The sequence below is a fragment of the Deinococcus planocerae genome (genome assembly GCF_002869765.1).
Lineage (GTDB): Bacteria > Deinococcota > Deinococci > Deinococcales > Deinococcaceae > Deinococcus > Deinococcus planocerae.
In genome coordinates this window covers 19,751-33,934 of record NZ_PNOR01000040.1, presented here as the reverse complement: position 1 = coordinate 33,934, position 14,184 = coordinate 19,751, and the positions used below count along the sequence as shown (strand labels likewise).

Sequence of the window (14,184 nt, the reverse complement as noted above, 5' to 3'; positions counted from 1 at the left end):
CCGTGGGCCGGGCGGGCGGGGCCGCTGGGAACGCGGCGGGCCCCGGGGGCGGCTGGGCCTGACCGTCGTGCAGGTCGAGGACGGCAGCCCCGCGCAGGGGGCCGGGCTCCGGGTGGGCGACATCCTCCTCGCGCTCGGCGACGAGGGCGTGCGCCACCCGCGCGAGCTGCTGGAGCGCGTCCGGGACCTCGCCGGGCAGACCGTCACCGCCCGCGTCTTGCGCGGCGGCGAGGAAACCGACGTGACCCTCACGGTCGGCGAGCGCTGAGCCTCCCCTTACCATCGGGTATGCCCGCCCACCCCCATCCGTCCGTGCGCGTGGCGCTGCGCTCGCCCGCGCTGGCGGCGGGGGTGGCGGCCTGGCTCCGGGACTTCGGCTTCGCGGTGACGGAGGGGGAGGAGGCGGACGTGCTCGTCGTGGACGACGCCTGGCTCGCCGACCCGGGGGCGCTGGCGGCGGAACTGGAGGGAGCGGCGGGGGTGGTGGCCCTCGGCTCCCGCGCCTGGGTGGGCACGCTCCGCGACCTCGCGCCGGGCGGCTGGGCCTCCCTGGGCACCGACGCCACACCTGCCGAACTCCTCGCGGGCGTGCTCGCGGCGGCGGCGGGGCTGGCCGCCCTCCCCCCCGAGGACATGCCCGCGGCCCCGGACGAGTCGGAGGACCCCGACCCCGGGGGCGTGACCCTCACCCCCCGCGAGCGCGACGTGCTCTCCCTCCTCGCCGAGGGCCTGAGCAACAAGCGCGCCGCCCGCGAACTTGGCGTCAGCGAGAGCACGGTCAAGTTCCACGTTCAGGCCGTGTACTCCAAGCTGGGCGTGCAGAGCCGCGCGGGAGCCGTGGCGCGCGGAGTGCACCTCGGGTTGATCAGCGTGTAGACCGAGGACGGACCGGAAGGACGCCGGGAACAGGCGTATCGTGGCCCCGTGACCTCACCCGCCAACCCCTTTCTGGGCCAAGGCGGCGCGGCCCGCTACGCCGCCGGGCGGCCCTTCTTCCACCCGCTCTTCCTGGCGCGCCTCGCTCCCATGCTCGAAGGGCGGGCGCTGGGCGCCGACGTGGCCTGCGGCACCGGCCTGTCGAGCGTGGCCCTCGCAGAGGTGGTGGAGCGCGTCCTCGCCTTCGACGTCTCGGAGGTGATGCTGGCCCACGCGGCGCCGCATCCCCGGGTGAGTTACGCGCGGGCGAGCGCCGAGAGGCTGCCCCTCCCCGACCACGCCCTCGACGTGCTGACGGTCGCCCAGGCGTTTCACTGGTTCGACCAGGCCGCCTTTCTCGCCGAGGCGCGGCGGACGCTCAGGCCGGGCGGGGTGCTCTTTCTCTACGACGACTTCTTCCTGGGCCGGATGCCGGGGCGCGAGGACTTCGCCGACTTCGTGGATGCCTACTGGGAACGGTACCCGGCGCCGCCCCGCAACCCCTACACCTTCGGTGAGACGCCGGCGCGGGAGGCGGGCTTCTCCTTCGCGGAGGAACGCTTCACCCACCCGCTGCCCTTCGACCGGCCCGCGCTCGTGGCCTACCTCCTCACCCACTCGAACACCATCGCCGCGACGGACTCGGGGCGCGAGACGGCGGCGGAGGTGGCGGCGTGGCTGGACGAGGAGTTGCGGGCCTTCCTCCCCGATGGAAAAACGCGGGAGCTGACCTTCGGCGGGCTGCAAACGGTGCTGAGGCCGCTGGCTGAGGCTGCTGGGGGGGTGAGGCCTGGCCGGGGCTGCTAGCCTGTCTCCCATGAGTGTGCACCTCAACGCCGAGCCCGGCCAGATCGCCGAGACCGTCCTGCTGCCGGGCGACCCCCTGCGCGCCCGCCACATCGCCGAGACGTTTTTCGAGAATCCCGTGCAGCACAACTCCGTGCGCGGGATGCTGGGGTACACCGGCACGTACAGGGGCGTGCGCGTCAGCGTGCAGGGCACCGGCATGGGCATCGCCTCGTGCATGATCTACGTGAACGAACTCATCCGGGACTACGGCTGCCGCACCCTGATCCGGGTCGGCACCTGCGGGTCGTACCAGGAAGGCGTGCATGTGCGCGACCTCGTGCTCGCCCAGGCCGCCTGCACCGATTCCAACATCAACAACATCCGCTTCGGGGCCAGGAATTTCGCCCCCATCGCCGACTTCGGGTTGCTGATGCGCGCGTACCAGATTGCGCGGGAACGGGGCTTTTCCACCCACGTCGGCAACATCATGTCCTCGGACACCTTCTACCACGACGACCCCGAGCATTTCAGGCTCTGGGCCCGCTACGGCGTCCTTGCCGTCGAGATGGAGGCCGCCGGGCTCTACACTCTCGCCGCGGGGTACGGGGTCAGGGCTCTGACGGTCCTCACCGTCTCCGACCACCTCGTCACCCGCGAGGAGACATCCGCCGAGGAGCGCCAGCAGACCTTCAACCAGATGATCGAGGTCGCGCTCGACGCGGCGCTGGGCACGGAATAAGGGGAGTCCAGAAGCGGGACCGGGGGCGGGGGGACAAGCCTCCATCCGCTGCCCTGTCCCGGCAGGTGAAGGAAGTCCGACAGGTGGTGCCGACGCCGCTTGCGCCGCACAGCTCCACGAACCCCGGCCTCTGCGAGCAGGTCTCCGAGTCACCCGCAAGGGGAGAGGGAGAGAAGACCCTAAAGCTCTTGTGCTGTTCAAAACGTCTCTCCGGACGCCCCATCAGTGGCAGAGAGTGAACGCTCCTGGCCCACGGCCCCGCCTTGCTCGCGCAGCGAGACGGTGGGCCCGCAGATGGGAGGCGACAGGATCCAACATTGTGTTCAGAAGAAAACGTCCAGCCGCGCCGCCCGCGTGCCCTTGCCCAGCGCAGCGCCGCTCCCCCTCCACCCAGAGGAGAGACACGTCAAGAACTGAGCGTCAACGCGCGGGCCGCCCCGCGCGGCGGAGACGTTGCCCCCTCGGGGGGGAGGGGGCTGGGGGGTGGGGGCCAACCGCAGCAAGACGCCCTGCCCCCACGCTGTCACCCCCTCACGAAGCCGAAGCGACCACCCCCCTCCTCATCCGCGCGATGAAAAAGCCGTCGATTCCCCCCTCCGCCACCGTCAGCACCCCGGCCCCGGCGGGCACGGTGGGGAGGTCCAGCTCGGGGAGAGGTTCGGGAATGAAGTCGGGATGGGCCGCGAGAAACTCCCGCACGACCTCCTCCCCCTCCTGCGGGGTCACGCTGCACACGCTGTAGACGAGGACGCCGCCGGGCTCGACCAGGGCCGCCGCGTTCGAGAGCATCCGCGCCTGCATCGCCGCCATCTCCCCCACCACCTCCGGGGTCAGCCGCAGCTTGATCTCCGGGTGCGAGCGCAGGGTGCCCGTGCCCGTGCAGGGGGCGTCGAGGAGCACGAGGGGCGCGGGAGGCACGTCCAGCGGCGCGGTGAGGTCGTGGGTCAGGAAGTCGGCGCTCAGTCCCAGCCGCCTCAGATTCGCGCGGGCGGCGTCGTGCTTGCGGGCGATCAGGTCCACGCTCGTCACCCTCGCCCCGCGCGCGGCGAGCATCGCGGCCTTCACCCCGGCCCCCCCGGCGAGGTCGAGCACCCGCGAGCCCTCCACCTCCCCGAGCGCGTCCACCACGGCGAGGCTGGCGGGGTTGATGGGCTGCGCCTGCCCCTCCCGGTACGCCGCCGTCTCCCGCAGGGGCCGCGAGAGGGTCACCCGGTCGACCCCGCCCGGGCCGGGCTCGACCACGCTGCCCTCCTCCTCCAGACTCCTCACCCCCGCCTCCGAGAGGCTCAGCCACAGCGGCTGCGGGGTGAGCAGGTCGGCGAGCACCGCGTCCGCCCGCCCCCCGTAGGCCCGGCGGAAGACCCCGATCAGCCACCCCGGCAGGGCGTAGCGCGTCTCCTCGCTCTCCGGGGGCCGCTCCACCCGCCGCAGCACGGCGTTCACGAGGCCCGAGGGAGCCAGCCGCGCGCCCCGGGCCAGCCCCACGTACTCGCTGACGACCGCGTGCGGGGGCGTGCCCAGCACCAGCTTCTCGAAGCTCCCGGCGAGGAGGAGCGAGCGCGTCTTGGGGTGCGTCTCACCCCGCAGCAGGGGGGTGAGGGCCGCGTCCAGCATCGGCGCGTACCGCAGCGTGCCGTACACGACGTGGGTGGCGAGCCCCGCGTCCCGTGCCGGGAGCCGGGCGTCCGCGAGCGCGGCGTCGAGCGCCGGGGCCGCGAAGGTCTCGCCCGCCAGCACGCGCGTCAGGACGCGCACGGCGAGCGCGCGGGCCGGGTTGAAGGTGGGGCGGGGCGGGAGGGTCACCGGGGCAGGATAGGGGAAGGAGGAAGAGAGGGGGGATGAGCGGTGGGGAGTGAAGGCGGCGTCCCTCCTCACCATTGAGTGCTCTCCCTACGCGCTCGCCCGCCGCACCTCGGGCCGGGCCACGAGCGTCCACACGAGCAGGGCCGCGAGCACGCCGCCGCTCAGGAGGTAGGGGGCGGCGTGCCCGGCGCTCTGGTAGAGACCCGTGCCGAGCAGGGGGCCGGTCATGCGGCCCAGGGCGAGGGCGCTGCTGTTGAGCCCGGCGACCGCTCCCTGACGGTCGGCGCCGACGCTCAGGGACAGGGCGGCGCTCAGGCTGGGGCCCAGGATGGCGCTGCCCACCCCGATCACGGCGAGGGCGGCGGTGATCGTCCAGAAGGTCGAGGTCAGCGGCAGCAGGAACATGCCCGCGCCCATGATGGCGAGGCCGAGGGTGATCAGGGGGCCGGGGGCGACCCTGCGGCTCAGGGGCCGGATCGCGCCCCCCTGCACGGCGGCGGCCACGAAGCCGAAGACGGCGAGCATGAGGCCGACCGTGCGCGCGGTCTGCGAGGGGTCGAGGCGCAGGGTGTCTTGCACGTAAAAGCCGATGGTCTGCTCCATGCCCACGCTCGCCAGCGTGTAGAGCGCACTCACGGCGAGGAAGAGCAGGATGCCGGGGTGGCGCAGCAGCGCCCGGCGGTCGCCCCTCGCGGCGCTCGCCTGCCCCGCCCGGCGCGTCTCCGGCAGGGTCAGGAAGGCGGCGAGCGCGGTCATGAGCCCCAGCCCCGCGCTGAAGAAGATCGGCACCGTCAGTCCGAATCCCGAGAGCAGCGCGCCGATGGCGGGCCCGAACACCACCCCCAGCCCGAAGGCCGCGCCGATCAGGCCCAGGGCGGCGGCCCGGTCTTTCTCGGAGCTCAGGTCGGCCATCATCGCCTGGGCGGTGGGGAGGGTGGCGCTGGAGAGCAGGCCGCCGACGAGCCGGGCCGCGACGAGCAGGGCGAAGAGGGCGGTGCCCGTCAGCACGCCCCGGACCCCCAGCGCGGCGAAGAGCCCGAACAGGCCGAAGCTCAGCGAAAAACCCACGAGGCCCAGGATCAGGACGGGTTTGCGGCCCACCCGCTCGCTGCGGCTGCCCCAGATCGGCGCGAAGACGAACTGGGCGAGGCTGTAGACCGTGGAAAACCACCCGACCTGCGTCTCGCTCAGCCCGAGCTGCCGCCCGAGCGGCGCGATGATCGGGAAGAGCACGCTCAGGCCGAGCATGGCGACGAAGATGGTCAGGAACAAGATCAGCTTGGGCTGGCCGCGTGGGGCGCCTGGAGCGGCGGTCATACCGCCAGTCTACCAACGCCCTGACCGCGCGGTAAGGATAGAAGTACCGCCCCCGGTGTCGGGGCCCGCGAAACCCGCGACCCAGCGCGGTTGTGACCGGTCACGAAGGGATGCCGATACCGGGCCCGGGGCTCGGCGGCGGCCTACCCTTCGGCGGCGAGCCGCTCGACGACGGCGCGCAGGGCGAGGCCGAATTCCGGCTCGAAGCGGGGGGCCAGGAAGGCGATGTCGCGCTGGCGGCGCACGAAGTCGGTGGCGAAACTCTCCTCGGTCGCGTGCTGCCAGCCGACGCTCAGGGCGTAGGTGTGCATCAGGACGCGCAGGGTGACCTCGGGGGGCAGGGGCACGCGCTCCACGACGGGCTGAAGCATCCGCCGCACCTCGCGCCCGAAGTTCAGGGTGAGGTCGAGCCCCTCGCTCTGGCCGAGCACCGTGCCGAGCAGGATCAGCAGCCGCCGCAACTCCCCGTACCCCTGGGCCGAGGCGATCAGCACGTCGGCCACCTCGCCGGGCGTGCCGGGGCGACGTTCGTCGAGCAGCGCGGTCAGGTGGCCCAGCCACCCCTGGAGGTGCCCGGTCAGCAGGGCTAAGAACATCTCCTCTTTGGTGTCGAAGTACAGGTAGAGGGTGCCCTTGGCGAGCTTGGCCTCGCGCGCCACCTGGTTCATGCTCAGCTCGGCGTAGGGTGTCTTGGCCCAGAGCCGTTCGGCGGCGCGCAGGATGTCGTCGCGGCGCTGGCCCTTTTCCTCGGGACTGCGGGCGCGAGCGGGACGAGATGTATCATTGACCACAAACTCAAGCATACCCCCCGAAACGCCCGACTTGCTGTGAAGGCCTTCACGCCCTCCAGGAGCGCAAAGGTGGAGAAACGCCCCCTCACGGCGGATTCACAGGGTCTCACAGATGGGGCCCGGGGCGACCGGGACCGGCGAGGGAGGCCAGCCGCCGGGTGAGGGCCTCCCTCACCGGGGGCCGCGGGTCGAGGGCGAGCACCCCGGCGAGGGCGCCCGAGAGGGCCAGCGCGCGGCGGTACGCCTCCGGGGCCCGCACGTCCGAGACCGTCCCCCGCAGGGCCCGGAGCCAGCCTTCCGGGAGGTCCCTCTCCGCCCGGCGCGCGGGGTTGGGCGGTTGGGGGAGCGCCCTGCGCCGCGCGGGCCAGCCGCAGCAGCCCGCCGCGCACCCAGAACAGCGCGTCCCAGGCCCGCAGCTCCTCGCCCCGGGCGAGTACCGCCGAGCCGAAGACCAGCCCGTGCAGCACCCCGTCGTACTCCGCCTGCGGCCCCGGCAGGGTGGTCTCGAAGGGCGGGGAGGCCGCCCGCCGCGCCAGCGCCCCGCGCAACTGACCGTCCCGGTCCTTGAGGAGCATCCGCTCGGGGTCGTCTCCCGTGTTCGACCACCCGGCGACTTCCTCCAGCCGCCCCCGGGGCACGGCGTGCAGTTCCACCCGCGTGAGGTCGGGAAGGACCACATTCGGGGTGCCGAAGGGGTTGACGACCGCGAGCGCGACCGGGACGAGCGCCTCCAGAAAGGCGAAGGGGTCGAGCGTCTCCCCCGGCGCCAGAAAGGCCCAGTACTCCAGGTCGCTCCAGCGGTCCGAGAGGGGCAGGCCTTGGGTGTCCATCTGAATGCGGCTGCCGTAGGCGAGGGCGTGCCAGACACGGGGCTCGCGTCTGAGCGCCTCGCGGACGCGGTGGTCGAGGGCGTCGAGCGCGGTGCCAGTCATGGCCGGACTGTAAAGCCTTCCGATAGGGTGAGGCGCTACCGACACGGCGGGAGGCGGGCGTCAGGGTGGGGCATGGCGAAAAGAGCAGCGGACCTGACGATTCCGGCAGACGTGCAGGAGAACGCGCGCAAGGGCCTGCACCTGCGGGAGGAACACGGCTACGGCGGCACCGAGGTCGGCGAGGAGATGGCCGAGCGGCTGGCCCGGGGCGGCGAGGTCACCGAGGAGGAGGTGCGGCACATCGCCCAGTACTTCCCCCGCCACGCCCACGACAACCTGGACGAGACGGAGGAGACGGGCAAGCCCTCGCGCGGGTACATCGCGTGGCTGCTGTGGGGCGGCGACGCCGGGCGGGCCTGGAGCGAGCGGGCGGTGGAGGCGCTCGACCGGGAGGGGTGAAGCCGGGGGGAAGGAGCGCCCCCTCCCCGGGTCCCTACTCCAGCACGACGGGCCGCTTGGGCCACGCGAACCAGAAAGTCGCCCCCTCGCCGGGCTGGCCCTCGCCCCACGCCCGGCCCCCGAAGCGCTCGCAGGTGCGCCGGATCACCGCCAGCCCCAGCCCCGAGCCCTCGTACAGGCTCGACGAATGCTGGCGCCCGAAGAGCCGGAAAAGCCGTTCCTGCCCGCGCGGGTCGAAGCCCACCCCGTTGTCCCGCACGCCGATGTGGTACGCGGCCTCGGTTTCTTCGACCAGGATGTGCAGCCGGGCCTGCTCGCGGGTGCGGGTGAACTTCAGGGCGTTCGAGAGGTACTCGGTGAGGATCACGGTCAGCGCCTGGCTGTCGCCCTGCACCACCGGCAGGGGGTCGTGGGTGATCTCGACGCTGCGGCCTTGCAGCAGGGCCCGCACGTCCTTGAGAACCTCGCGCAGCACGGCGTTGAGGTCCACGGGCCGCAGGCGCGCGCGCAGTCCCCGCGCCTGCATGTAACGGTCCACCGACTCGAACAGCGCGACGATCTGTTGCAGGGCCCGCTCGATATGCAGCAGCGACCGGCCCACGCCCTCCGGCGGCGTGCCCAGCGCGCGGCGCAGCAGGCCGAGGACGTTCATCGCCCGTTCCGTGGGGCCCCGGAGTTGCTGGATGAAGCTGCCGACCACCTGCTCCAGTTCCTCGTTCAGGGCGCGGGCCCGGGCGGTGCGTTCCTGAAGCTGCCCGCTCAGGTCGGCGTTGCCGCTCTCAAGGACCCGCAGCGCCTCCCGGTGGGCCGTCACGTCCGTGGCGACGAGGGAACAGCCCTCCCCGTGGGCCACGGCGTCCAGAAGCATGTCCAGCGCCTGCCCCCCGGCCCCGAGCACCCGCACCTCGTCGCGTTGCAGGGCCGGAGCGTCGAACACCCGCCCGAGCAGCGCCTCGAAGGGAGGCCGGGAGGCGGGGTCCACGAACTGGCCCAGCGGCTCGCCGACCAAGGCCTCGCGGGTGAATCCCAGCAGCGCGCAGCCCCGCCCGTTGACCTCCCGGATCCGCCCCCGGGCATCGAGCAGGAAGGAGGCGACGGGCGCCGCGCCGAAGAGGTCCGGCTCACGCGTCCACCCGTCGGCCTGCGCATGAAGCTCGCCCTCCACCCGGCGGGCACCGTGGCCGTCGGGACGGGACGTTTTCTCGTGATTGGTCATGGCGCTGATCCTGGGGTCCTTTCGAGGTGGGGAGCGCGCGGCGAGGCACCGCACCGGGTAGCATGACTACACCTTAATCTAGCGTTAAACGAGCCCTCCGGAGGCGCCGCGTGCAGGCTCCAAAAGAAAAACGCCCCGTGGGGGCGCTTCTGCTGGTAGACCCGAGCGGATTTGAACCGCTGACCCCTACCGTGTCAAGGTAGTGCTCTACCCCTGAGCTACGAGTCTGTACCGGGGCTGAACTGTCATGGGGCGTCTGGCGTGAGGGGTTTGGAGGCGCTGACCGGACTCGAACCGGTGGTGGAGGTTTTGCAGACCTCTGCCTTACCACTTGGCTACAGCGCCTTGCCGGAGGGGATGGGCCAGGCGGGAAGAGCTGTGCCCCAGTGGAGCAGGTGGGGTGGAGCGGCTGGAGGGACCTTCCTGCCAGCGGAAGGAATCTTAGCACGCCCCCCCGGGGCTGTAAAGCTTGTTCCGGGCCGATAGATTGAGGCCGTGAGACCCCTCCTGCTCGTCGCGTTGGCCCTGCTGCTGGGCGGGTGCCGGTCCGCCGGACTCCCTCCCAACCCCTTCATCCAGGGCCGCACGCTGAACATCGCGCACCAGGGGGGCGAGGCGCTGTGGCCCAGCAACACGCTGCTGGCCTACCGGAACGCCGCTCGGCTGGGCGTGGACATGCTGGAAATGGACATGCACGCCACCCGCGACGGCGTGCTCGTGTTGTCGCACGACCCCACCCTCGACCGGTTGACGGACACGCGGGGCCGGATCGCGGAGATGACGCTGAGCCAGGTGCTCGCGGCAGACGCCGGGTACACGTTCAACGGAACGGGTGGGCCGCCGTTTCCCTTTCCCTACCCCTACCGCGGACAGGGCGTGCGGGTGGCCCAGCTCTCGGAAGTGCTGACCGAGTTTCCGAACACGCCCCTGATCATCGAACTCAAGCAGGAGACGCCGAGCCTCGCCGCGCCGTTCTGCCGGGCGCTGCGGGAGGCCGGGGCCACCTCCCGCGTGATCGCCGCGAGTTTCAGCGACCGGGCACTGGGTGAGTTCCGGCGCGAGTGCCCCGAGGTCGTCACGAGCATGACCGAGCGCGAATTGCGGCCCCTGGTGCTGCTGGGCAAGGTCGGCCTCGCGCGGCTGGCTCCTCTGCCCGGTCGCGTGGCCCAGGTGCCCGTGCGGGCGGGCGGCATCGAGGTCGTCACCCCCGGTCTCGTGCGCGCGATGCACCGCCGGGGCGTGGCCGTGCAGGTCTGGACGATCAACGACCCGGAGGAGATGCGCCGCCTCGTCCGCATGGGCGTGGACGGCATCATCACAGACCGGCCCGACCTGTTGAAGGCGGTGCTGGCCGAGGAGGGACGGGCCGGGTCGTAGCGAAACAGGAAGAGGGACCATCCGGCGTGGACGGCCCCCTTCCCTCTGATCCCCTTTAGGCGCGTGTGCGGTAACGCTCCTGCAACTCGGCCAGAAGCTCGTCGAAGGGGACGCCCTTGCGCTCCCTGTGCCCCTCCGGGGTGCGCTCGCGGACGCTGACCTCGCGCCGCTCCTCCTCGCGGTCGCCGACGATGAGCATGACGGGAATCTTGCTCAGCTCGGCGTTGCGGACCTTGGCGTTCATGCGATTTGTAGAGTCGTCCACCTCGGCGCGCAGGCCCGCCGCCTTGAACTCCCGCGCCAGCGTCTCCGCGTAAGCGTTGTGGCGGTCGGCGATGGGGATCAGGACGATCTGCCGGGGGGCCAGCCACAACGGGAAGTCGCCGCCGTAGTGCTCGATCAGGATGCCCACGAAGCGTTCCAGGCTCCCGAAGGGCGCGCGGTGGATCATCACCGGGCGGTGGTCCTGCCCGTCCTCGCCGGTGTAGGAGATGTCGAAGCGTTCGGGCAGGTTGTAGTCCACCTGGATCGTCCCGAGCTGCCACTCGCGCCCCAGCACGTCCTTCACCACGAAGTCGAGCTTGGGGCCGTAGAAGGCAGCGTCGCCGGGCTCGACCGTGTAGGGCAGGCCGACCTCCTCCGTCGCCTCGATGATCTCGCGCTCGGCCTGCTCCCAGTGGGCCGCGTCGCCGACGTACTTGTCCGACCCCGGCTCGCGGGTGCCCACCCGGAAGCGCACGTCGTTCATCCCGAAGGTCCGCAGGACGAGGACGGTGAGGTCGAGCACGTCCAGGAACTCCTTCTTGAGCTGGTCGGGCCGCACGAAGAGGTGGGCGTCGTCCTGGGTGAAGCCGCGCACGCGGGTCAGGCCGTTCAGCTCGCCGCTCATCTCGTAGCGGTACACCGTGCCGAACTCGGCGAGGCGCACCGGGAGGTCGCGGTAACTTCTCGGCTTGCTCGCGTAGATGCGGACGTGGAAGGGGCAGTTCATCGGCTTGAGCATGTACTGCTCGTCGTCCACGGTGATGGGCTCGAACTGGCTGTCCGCGTAGTAGGGGTAGTGCCCCGAGGTGCGGAAGAGGTCGAGGTTGCCGATGTTCGGCGTCACGACGCCCTGATAGTCGCGCTCGAACTGCCGCTCGCGCAGGAAGCGGGTCAGCTCCTCGCGCAAGGTCGTGCCGTTCGGGAGCCACAGCGGCAGCCCCTTGCCCACGAGGGGGTCGATGGTGAAGAGTTCGAGTTCCTTGCCCAGTCGGCGGTGGTCGCGCCGCTTGGCCTCTTCGAGGTTGTGCAGGTACTCGTCCAGCTCCTTCTGGGTGGCGAAGGCCACGCCGTACACGCGCTGGAGGATCGGGTTCTTCTCGTTCCCGCGCCAGTACGCGCCCGAGGTGCTCATCAGCTTGAAGGCGGTCGGGAGCCTGCCCGTGTTCGGAAAGTGCGGCCCCCGGCACAGGTCCACATAGTCGCCCTGCTGGTAGAGGGTGATGGGCTCGCCCTCGGGCAGGTCGCGGATGAGTTCCCCCTTGTAGGGGTCGTGGGCGAACTGCGCCAGGGCTTCTTCCTTGCTCACCTCGCGGCGGGAGAAGGGCAGGTCGCGGGCGATGATCTCGCGCATGATTCGCTCGATCTCGGGCAGGTCCTCCTCGCGCAGGGGCTCGGGGAGGTCGAAGTCCTGATACCAGCCGTTCTCGATGGCGGGGCCGACGCCGCGCTTGACCGCCTGGGGGCCGTAATCCCTGGCGCGGTAGAACTCGCCGACCGCCTGGCTCATCACGTGGCCGAGCGAGTGGCGGAAAACGGGGGCGGCGTCCGCCGGGTTCTTCTTGGTGATGAGAGCGACGCTGGCGCCGTCGGGCAGGGGCGTCATCAGGTCCACGAGGTCGCCGTTCGCGGAGGCGGCCAGCGCGTCCTGGGCGAGTCGGGGGCCGATGGCGCGGGCGGCGTCGAGGGCGGTGGCGCCCTGCGGCAGGTCGAGTTGTTTTCCGTCGGGGAGGGTGACGTGCATGGGGCAGGCTCCTTGAGAGGGCATGAAGAGGCCCGGTCTGGACGCAATTCCAGCAAAACGCCTGAGAGCGGGGAGACAGGCTCTCAGGCGCCGGGAGTTCGCGTGGTTCGACCGGGCAGGTGGGGCATTCGCCTTGGGCCCATGCCACCGCTCACCAGACCGGAGTGAGGGGGCAGGGCGCACATGGGGGCAGGATAGCGGGCGGGGCGGACGGGGGGCAACCCGCCGAGACGCTTACGAGCCGCGCAGGGGGTGAGGGGTACGGGTGCCCGGGTCGCCAAAGTCGATTTCGAAGAAGCGGTAGCCCTCCTGTCCGGCGTCTGCCGACGAATAGCCCATCCGCTCGTAGGCGGGTCCGGCGCTGGAGTCGTTCGCGTACCAGAAGACGTACCGCAGGGCGCAGGGGCCGGGTCCGCGCCCAGTCCTCCACCGCACGCATCAGGGCGCGGGCCACCCCCTGCCTTCTCGCTTCGGGAACGGTCTACAGGTCGTCCAGTTTGGCCGTGCGGCCTGAGTTGCCGGAGCGCAGGTGAGGGCCGAGATCGTGGACGGCGGCGTACCCGAGCAAGCGGCCCTCTCCGTCCTCCACGAAGCCCAGGTCGAGCAGCATCGGGCGCAGGACGGGGAAGTCGGCGGGTGTCGCGAAGCGGACGGTGACGGCAATCACAGCCTCAGTCTGCCTCACCCTCGGCCAGAAGAGCCGGGCGCCACGGTCAAAACAGGGCTCGGGCAGCCCCGACTGGAAGCCGCCCGCTCTCTTCGACGTGATGTTGCCTACAGCCCGGCAGCCGCCAGGAAAGCGTCGAGCTTCTGCGGGCGGAACCCGCTCAGGCTCTGGGCCACGTCGCCGCTGACCAGCGTGGGCACCGAGCGCCTGCCGCCGTTCACGCTCATCACGTACTCGGCGGCCCGCTCGTCCTGCTCGATGTTGACCTCCTCGAAGGCGATGCCCTTGGTGTTCAGGGCCCGCTTTACCGCGTGACAGTCGGGGCACCAGCTCGTCGTGTACATCTTGATCATGGGTGAACCTCCTAGCCTACTTTACAAAACAAAGCGTGCCGGGACGTGAGGTGACTCACACCCGCGGTCCCCCACCCACAAGCAAAGACGGCCCACCTGGGGGGGCGGGCCGCCGATCTCGGGAAGGAGGTCAGGCGTTGGCGGCTTCGGGGCGGGGGGACTCGGCCTGGGGGGCCGCCTCGCGCCGGGGGGCCGGAGCCGCCTTGGGGGCCATGATCATGTTCATGTCCATGCCCATCATGGAGGGCATCCCTTCCGGGGCGCCGATATCGGAGAGGGTATCGGCCACGCGGTGCAGGATGCGCTCGCCGAGCTCGGGGTGGGTGCGCTCGCGGCCACGGAACATGATGGTGACCTTGACCTTGTGGCCTTCTTCGAGGAAGCGGCGCACATGCCCGGTCTTGGTGTCGAAGTCGTGGTCGTCGATCTTGACCCGGAACTTGATCGCCTTGACTTCCTGGGCGCGGGCGCGCTTGCGGTTTTCCTTCTCGTTCTGCTGCTGCTCGTAGCGGAACCGGCCATAGTCGAGCAGACGGCAGACGGGCGGCACGGCCTGCGGACTCACCATCACCAGGTCCAGGCCCTTCTCACGCGCCATGTTCAGGGCGTCACGCGTGTCGATAATCCCGATCTGCTCACCCTCCGCGCCGATCAGGCGAATCTGGCGAACGCGAATCTGCTCGTTGACCTTGTGTTCTTTCGCTATTGTGATCACCTCCGCGCGTCCCCCACACGCTGGCGGGCAGACGGCTCACACGCCTCGGTTGGCATGACAGTGCATTTTACCACGCGGCCCGCGCCCTCGGGGAGAGGCGCGTCTCACGACGCGTTGGGGCCTCGTCCAGTTGCCAGCCACCTTCCCCCTAATGGAACGTAAAAAC

Annotated in this window: 16 protein-coding genes and 2 tRNA genes; 6 read left to right on the top strand and 12 right to left on the bottom strand. The window is 71.1% G+C overall.

Going from position 1 to position 14,184, the window contains the following annotated elements:
• The 4 genes from A7B18_RS18060 to deoD form a co-directional block, all read left to right on the top strand.
• The coding region (locus A7B18_RS18060) for a PDZ domain-containing protein (protein ID WP_146009584.1) at positions 1 to 268 on the top strand (268 nt) is incomplete at its 5' end.
• 20 nt (positions 269 to 288) lie between these two features.
• The gene (locus tag A7B18_RS18055; protein ID WP_102128083.1) at positions 289 to 876 is read left to right on the top strand and encodes a helix-turn-helix transcriptional regulator; all 588 of its coding nucleotides are present in this window, start codon (positions 289 to 291) and stop codon (positions 874 to 876) included.
• 48 nt (positions 877 to 924) lie between these two features.
• Positions 925 to 1,722 carry a class I SAM-dependent methyltransferase gene (locus tag A7B18_RS18050; RefSeq protein WP_245872957.1) on the top strand — a complete coding sequence of 266 codons (798 nt, stop codon included), beginning with the start codon at positions 925 to 927 and terminating at the stop codon, positions 1,720 to 1,722.
• Between the two features lie 10 nt (positions 1,723 to 1,732).
• Complete coding sequence (deoD, locus tag A7B18_RS18045; RefSeq protein ID WP_102128082.1) at positions 1,733 to 2,443, top strand: purine-nucleoside phosphorylase; 711 nt, start codon at positions 1,733 to 1,735, stop codon at positions 2,441 to 2,443.
• A 531-nt stretch (positions 2,444 to 2,974) separates the two neighbouring features.
• On the opposite strand, the gene A7B18_RS18040 is transcribed toward deoD, so the two are convergent.
• The 4 genes from A7B18_RS18040 to A7B18_RS22730 form a co-directional block, all read right to left on the bottom strand.
• Positions 2,975 to 4,246 carry an RsmB/NOP family class I SAM-dependent RNA methyltransferase gene (locus A7B18_RS18040; protein WP_245872956.1) on the bottom strand — a complete coding sequence of 424 codons (1,272 nt, stop codon included), beginning with the start codon at positions 4,244 to 4,246 and terminating at the stop codon, positions 2,975 to 2,977.
• An 87-nt stretch (positions 4,247 to 4,333) separates the two neighbouring features.
• Complete coding sequence (locus A7B18_RS18035) at positions 4,334 to 5,563, bottom strand: MFS transporter (RefSeq protein ID WP_102128080.1); 1,230 nt, start codon at positions 5,561 to 5,563, stop codon at positions 4,334 to 4,336.
• A gap of 143 nt (positions 5,564 to 5,706) precedes the next feature.
• Positions 5,707 to 6,231: a TetR/AcrR family transcriptional regulator gene (locus A7B18_RS18030; protein ID WP_245872955.1), complete on the bottom strand. Its 525-nt coding sequence runs from the start codon at positions 6,229 to 6,231 to the stop codon at positions 5,707 to 5,709.
• A gap of 2 nt (positions 6,232 to 6,233) precedes the next feature.
• Positions 6,234 to 7,286, bottom strand: a complete 1,053-nt coding sequence (locus tag A7B18_RS22730; protein ID WP_245872954.1) for a hypothetical protein — start codon at positions 7,284 to 7,286, stop codon at positions 6,234 to 6,236.
• Between the two features lie 72 nt (positions 7,287 to 7,358).
• Between A7B18_RS22730 and A7B18_RS18025 the strand changes: the two genes are divergently transcribed.
• Complete coding sequence (locus A7B18_RS18025) at positions 7,359 to 7,685, top strand: DNA-binding protein (protein WP_102128079.1); 327 nt, start codon at positions 7,359 to 7,361, stop codon at positions 7,683 to 7,685.
• 34 nt (positions 7,686 to 7,719) lie between these two features.
• Here A7B18_RS18025 and A7B18_RS18020 read toward each other — a convergent pair whose 3' ends face one another.
• From A7B18_RS18020 to A7B18_RS18010, 3 genes are all read right to left on the bottom strand, one after another.
• Positions 7,720 to 8,901: a sensor histidine kinase gene (locus A7B18_RS18020; RefSeq protein WP_102128078.1), complete on the bottom strand. Its 1,182-nt coding sequence runs from the start codon at positions 8,899 to 8,901 to the stop codon at positions 7,720 to 7,722.
• Positions 8,902 to 9,054: 153 nt separating this feature from the next.
• Positions 9,055 to 9,129, bottom strand: a tRNA-Val gene (locus A7B18_RS18015).
• A 43-nt stretch (positions 9,130 to 9,172) separates the two neighbouring features.
• A tRNA-Cys gene (locus A7B18_RS18010) sits at positions 9,173 to 9,246 on the bottom strand.
• Between the two features lie 150 nt (positions 9,247 to 9,396).
• On the opposite strand from A7B18_RS18010, the gene A7B18_RS18005 reads away from it, so the two are divergent.
• The gene (locus tag A7B18_RS18005; RefSeq protein WP_102128077.1) at positions 9,397 to 10,278 is read left to right on the top strand and encodes a glycerophosphodiester phosphodiesterase family protein; all 882 of its coding nucleotides are present in this window, start codon (positions 9,397 to 9,399) and stop codon (positions 10,276 to 10,278) included.
• Between the two features lie 55 nt (positions 10,279 to 10,333).
• Here the strand turns inward: A7B18_RS18005 and thrS are convergent, their stop codons facing one another.
• The 5 genes from thrS to infC all read right to left on the bottom strand — a co-directional run bounded on the left by thrS (position 10,334) and on the right by infC (position 14,018).
• Entirely contained in the window at positions 10,334 to 12,283 is a 1,950-nt protein-coding gene (thrS, locus tag A7B18_RS18000) for a threonine--tRNA ligase (protein ID WP_102128076.1), read from the bottom strand.
• Positions 12,284 to 12,434: 151 nt separating this feature from the next.
• Positions 12,435 to 12,722 carry a hypothetical protein gene (locus tag A7B18_RS22725; protein ID WP_245872958.1) on the bottom strand — a complete coding sequence of 96 codons (288 nt, stop codon included), beginning with the start codon at positions 12,720 to 12,722 and terminating at the stop codon, positions 12,435 to 12,437.
• A 42-nt stretch (positions 12,723 to 12,764) separates the two neighbouring features.
• Positions 12,765 to 12,950: a hypothetical protein gene (locus tag A7B18_RS22720; RefSeq protein ID WP_245872953.1), complete on the bottom strand. Its 186-nt coding sequence runs from the start codon at positions 12,948 to 12,950 to the stop codon at positions 12,765 to 12,767.
• Positions 12,951 to 13,057: 107 nt separating this feature from the next.
• Complete coding sequence (locus A7B18_RS17990) at positions 13,058 to 13,303, bottom strand: glutaredoxin domain-containing protein (RefSeq protein ID WP_102128075.1); 246 nt, start codon at positions 13,301 to 13,303, stop codon at positions 13,058 to 13,060.
• Between the two features lie 130 nt (positions 13,304 to 13,433).
• Positions 13,434 to 14,018 carry a translation initiation factor IF-3 gene (gene infC / locus A7B18_RS17985; RefSeq protein ID WP_102128074.1) on the bottom strand — a complete coding sequence of 195 codons (585 nt, stop codon included), beginning with the start codon at positions 14,016 to 14,018 and terminating at the stop codon, positions 13,434 to 13,436.
• Positions 14,019 to 14,184 lie beyond the last annotated feature (166 nt).

What these genes read in the sequence shown, in the direction of transcription:
- A7B18_RS18055 (WP_102128083.1), top strand. Translation starts at nt 289, where the DNA reads ATGCCCGCCCACCCCCATCCGTCCGTGCGCGTGGCGCTGCGCTCGCCC.
- deoD (WP_102128082.1), top strand. Translation starts at nt 1,733, where the DNA reads ATGAGTGTGCACCTCAACGCCGAGCCCGGCCAGATCGCCGAGACCGTC.
- A7B18_RS18035 (WP_102128080.1), bottom strand. Translation starts at nt 5,563, where the DNA reads ATGACCGCCGCTCCAGGCGCCCCACGCGGCCAGCCCAAGCTGATCTTG.
- A7B18_RS18030 (WP_245872955.1), bottom strand. Translation starts at nt 6,231, where the DNA reads ATGAACCAGGTGGCGCGCGAGGCCAAGCTCGCCAAGGGCACCCTCTAC.
- A7B18_RS22730 (WP_245872954.1), bottom strand. Translation starts at nt 7,286, where the DNA reads ATGACTGGCACCGCGCTCGACGCCCTCGACCACCGCGTCCGCGAGGCG.
- A7B18_RS18025 (WP_102128079.1), top strand. Translation starts at nt 7,359, where the DNA reads ATGGCGAAAAGAGCAGCGGACCTGACGATTCCGGCAGACGTGCAGGAG.
- A7B18_RS18020 (WP_102128078.1), bottom strand. Translation starts at nt 8,901, where the DNA reads ATGACCAATCACGAGAAAACGTCCCGTCCCGACGGCCACGGTGCCCGC.
- thrS (WP_102128076.1), bottom strand. Translation starts at nt 12,283, where the DNA reads ATGCACGTCACCCTCCCCGACGGAAAACAACTCGACCTGCCGCAGGGC.
- A7B18_RS22725 (WP_245872958.1), bottom strand. Translation starts at nt 12,722, where the DNA reads ATGCGTGCGGTGGAGGACTGGGCGCGGACCCGGCCCCTGCGCCCTGCG.
- A7B18_RS17990 (WP_102128075.1), bottom strand. Translation starts at nt 13,303, where the DNA reads ATGATCAAGATGTACACGACGAGCTGGTGCCCCGACTGTCACGCGGTA.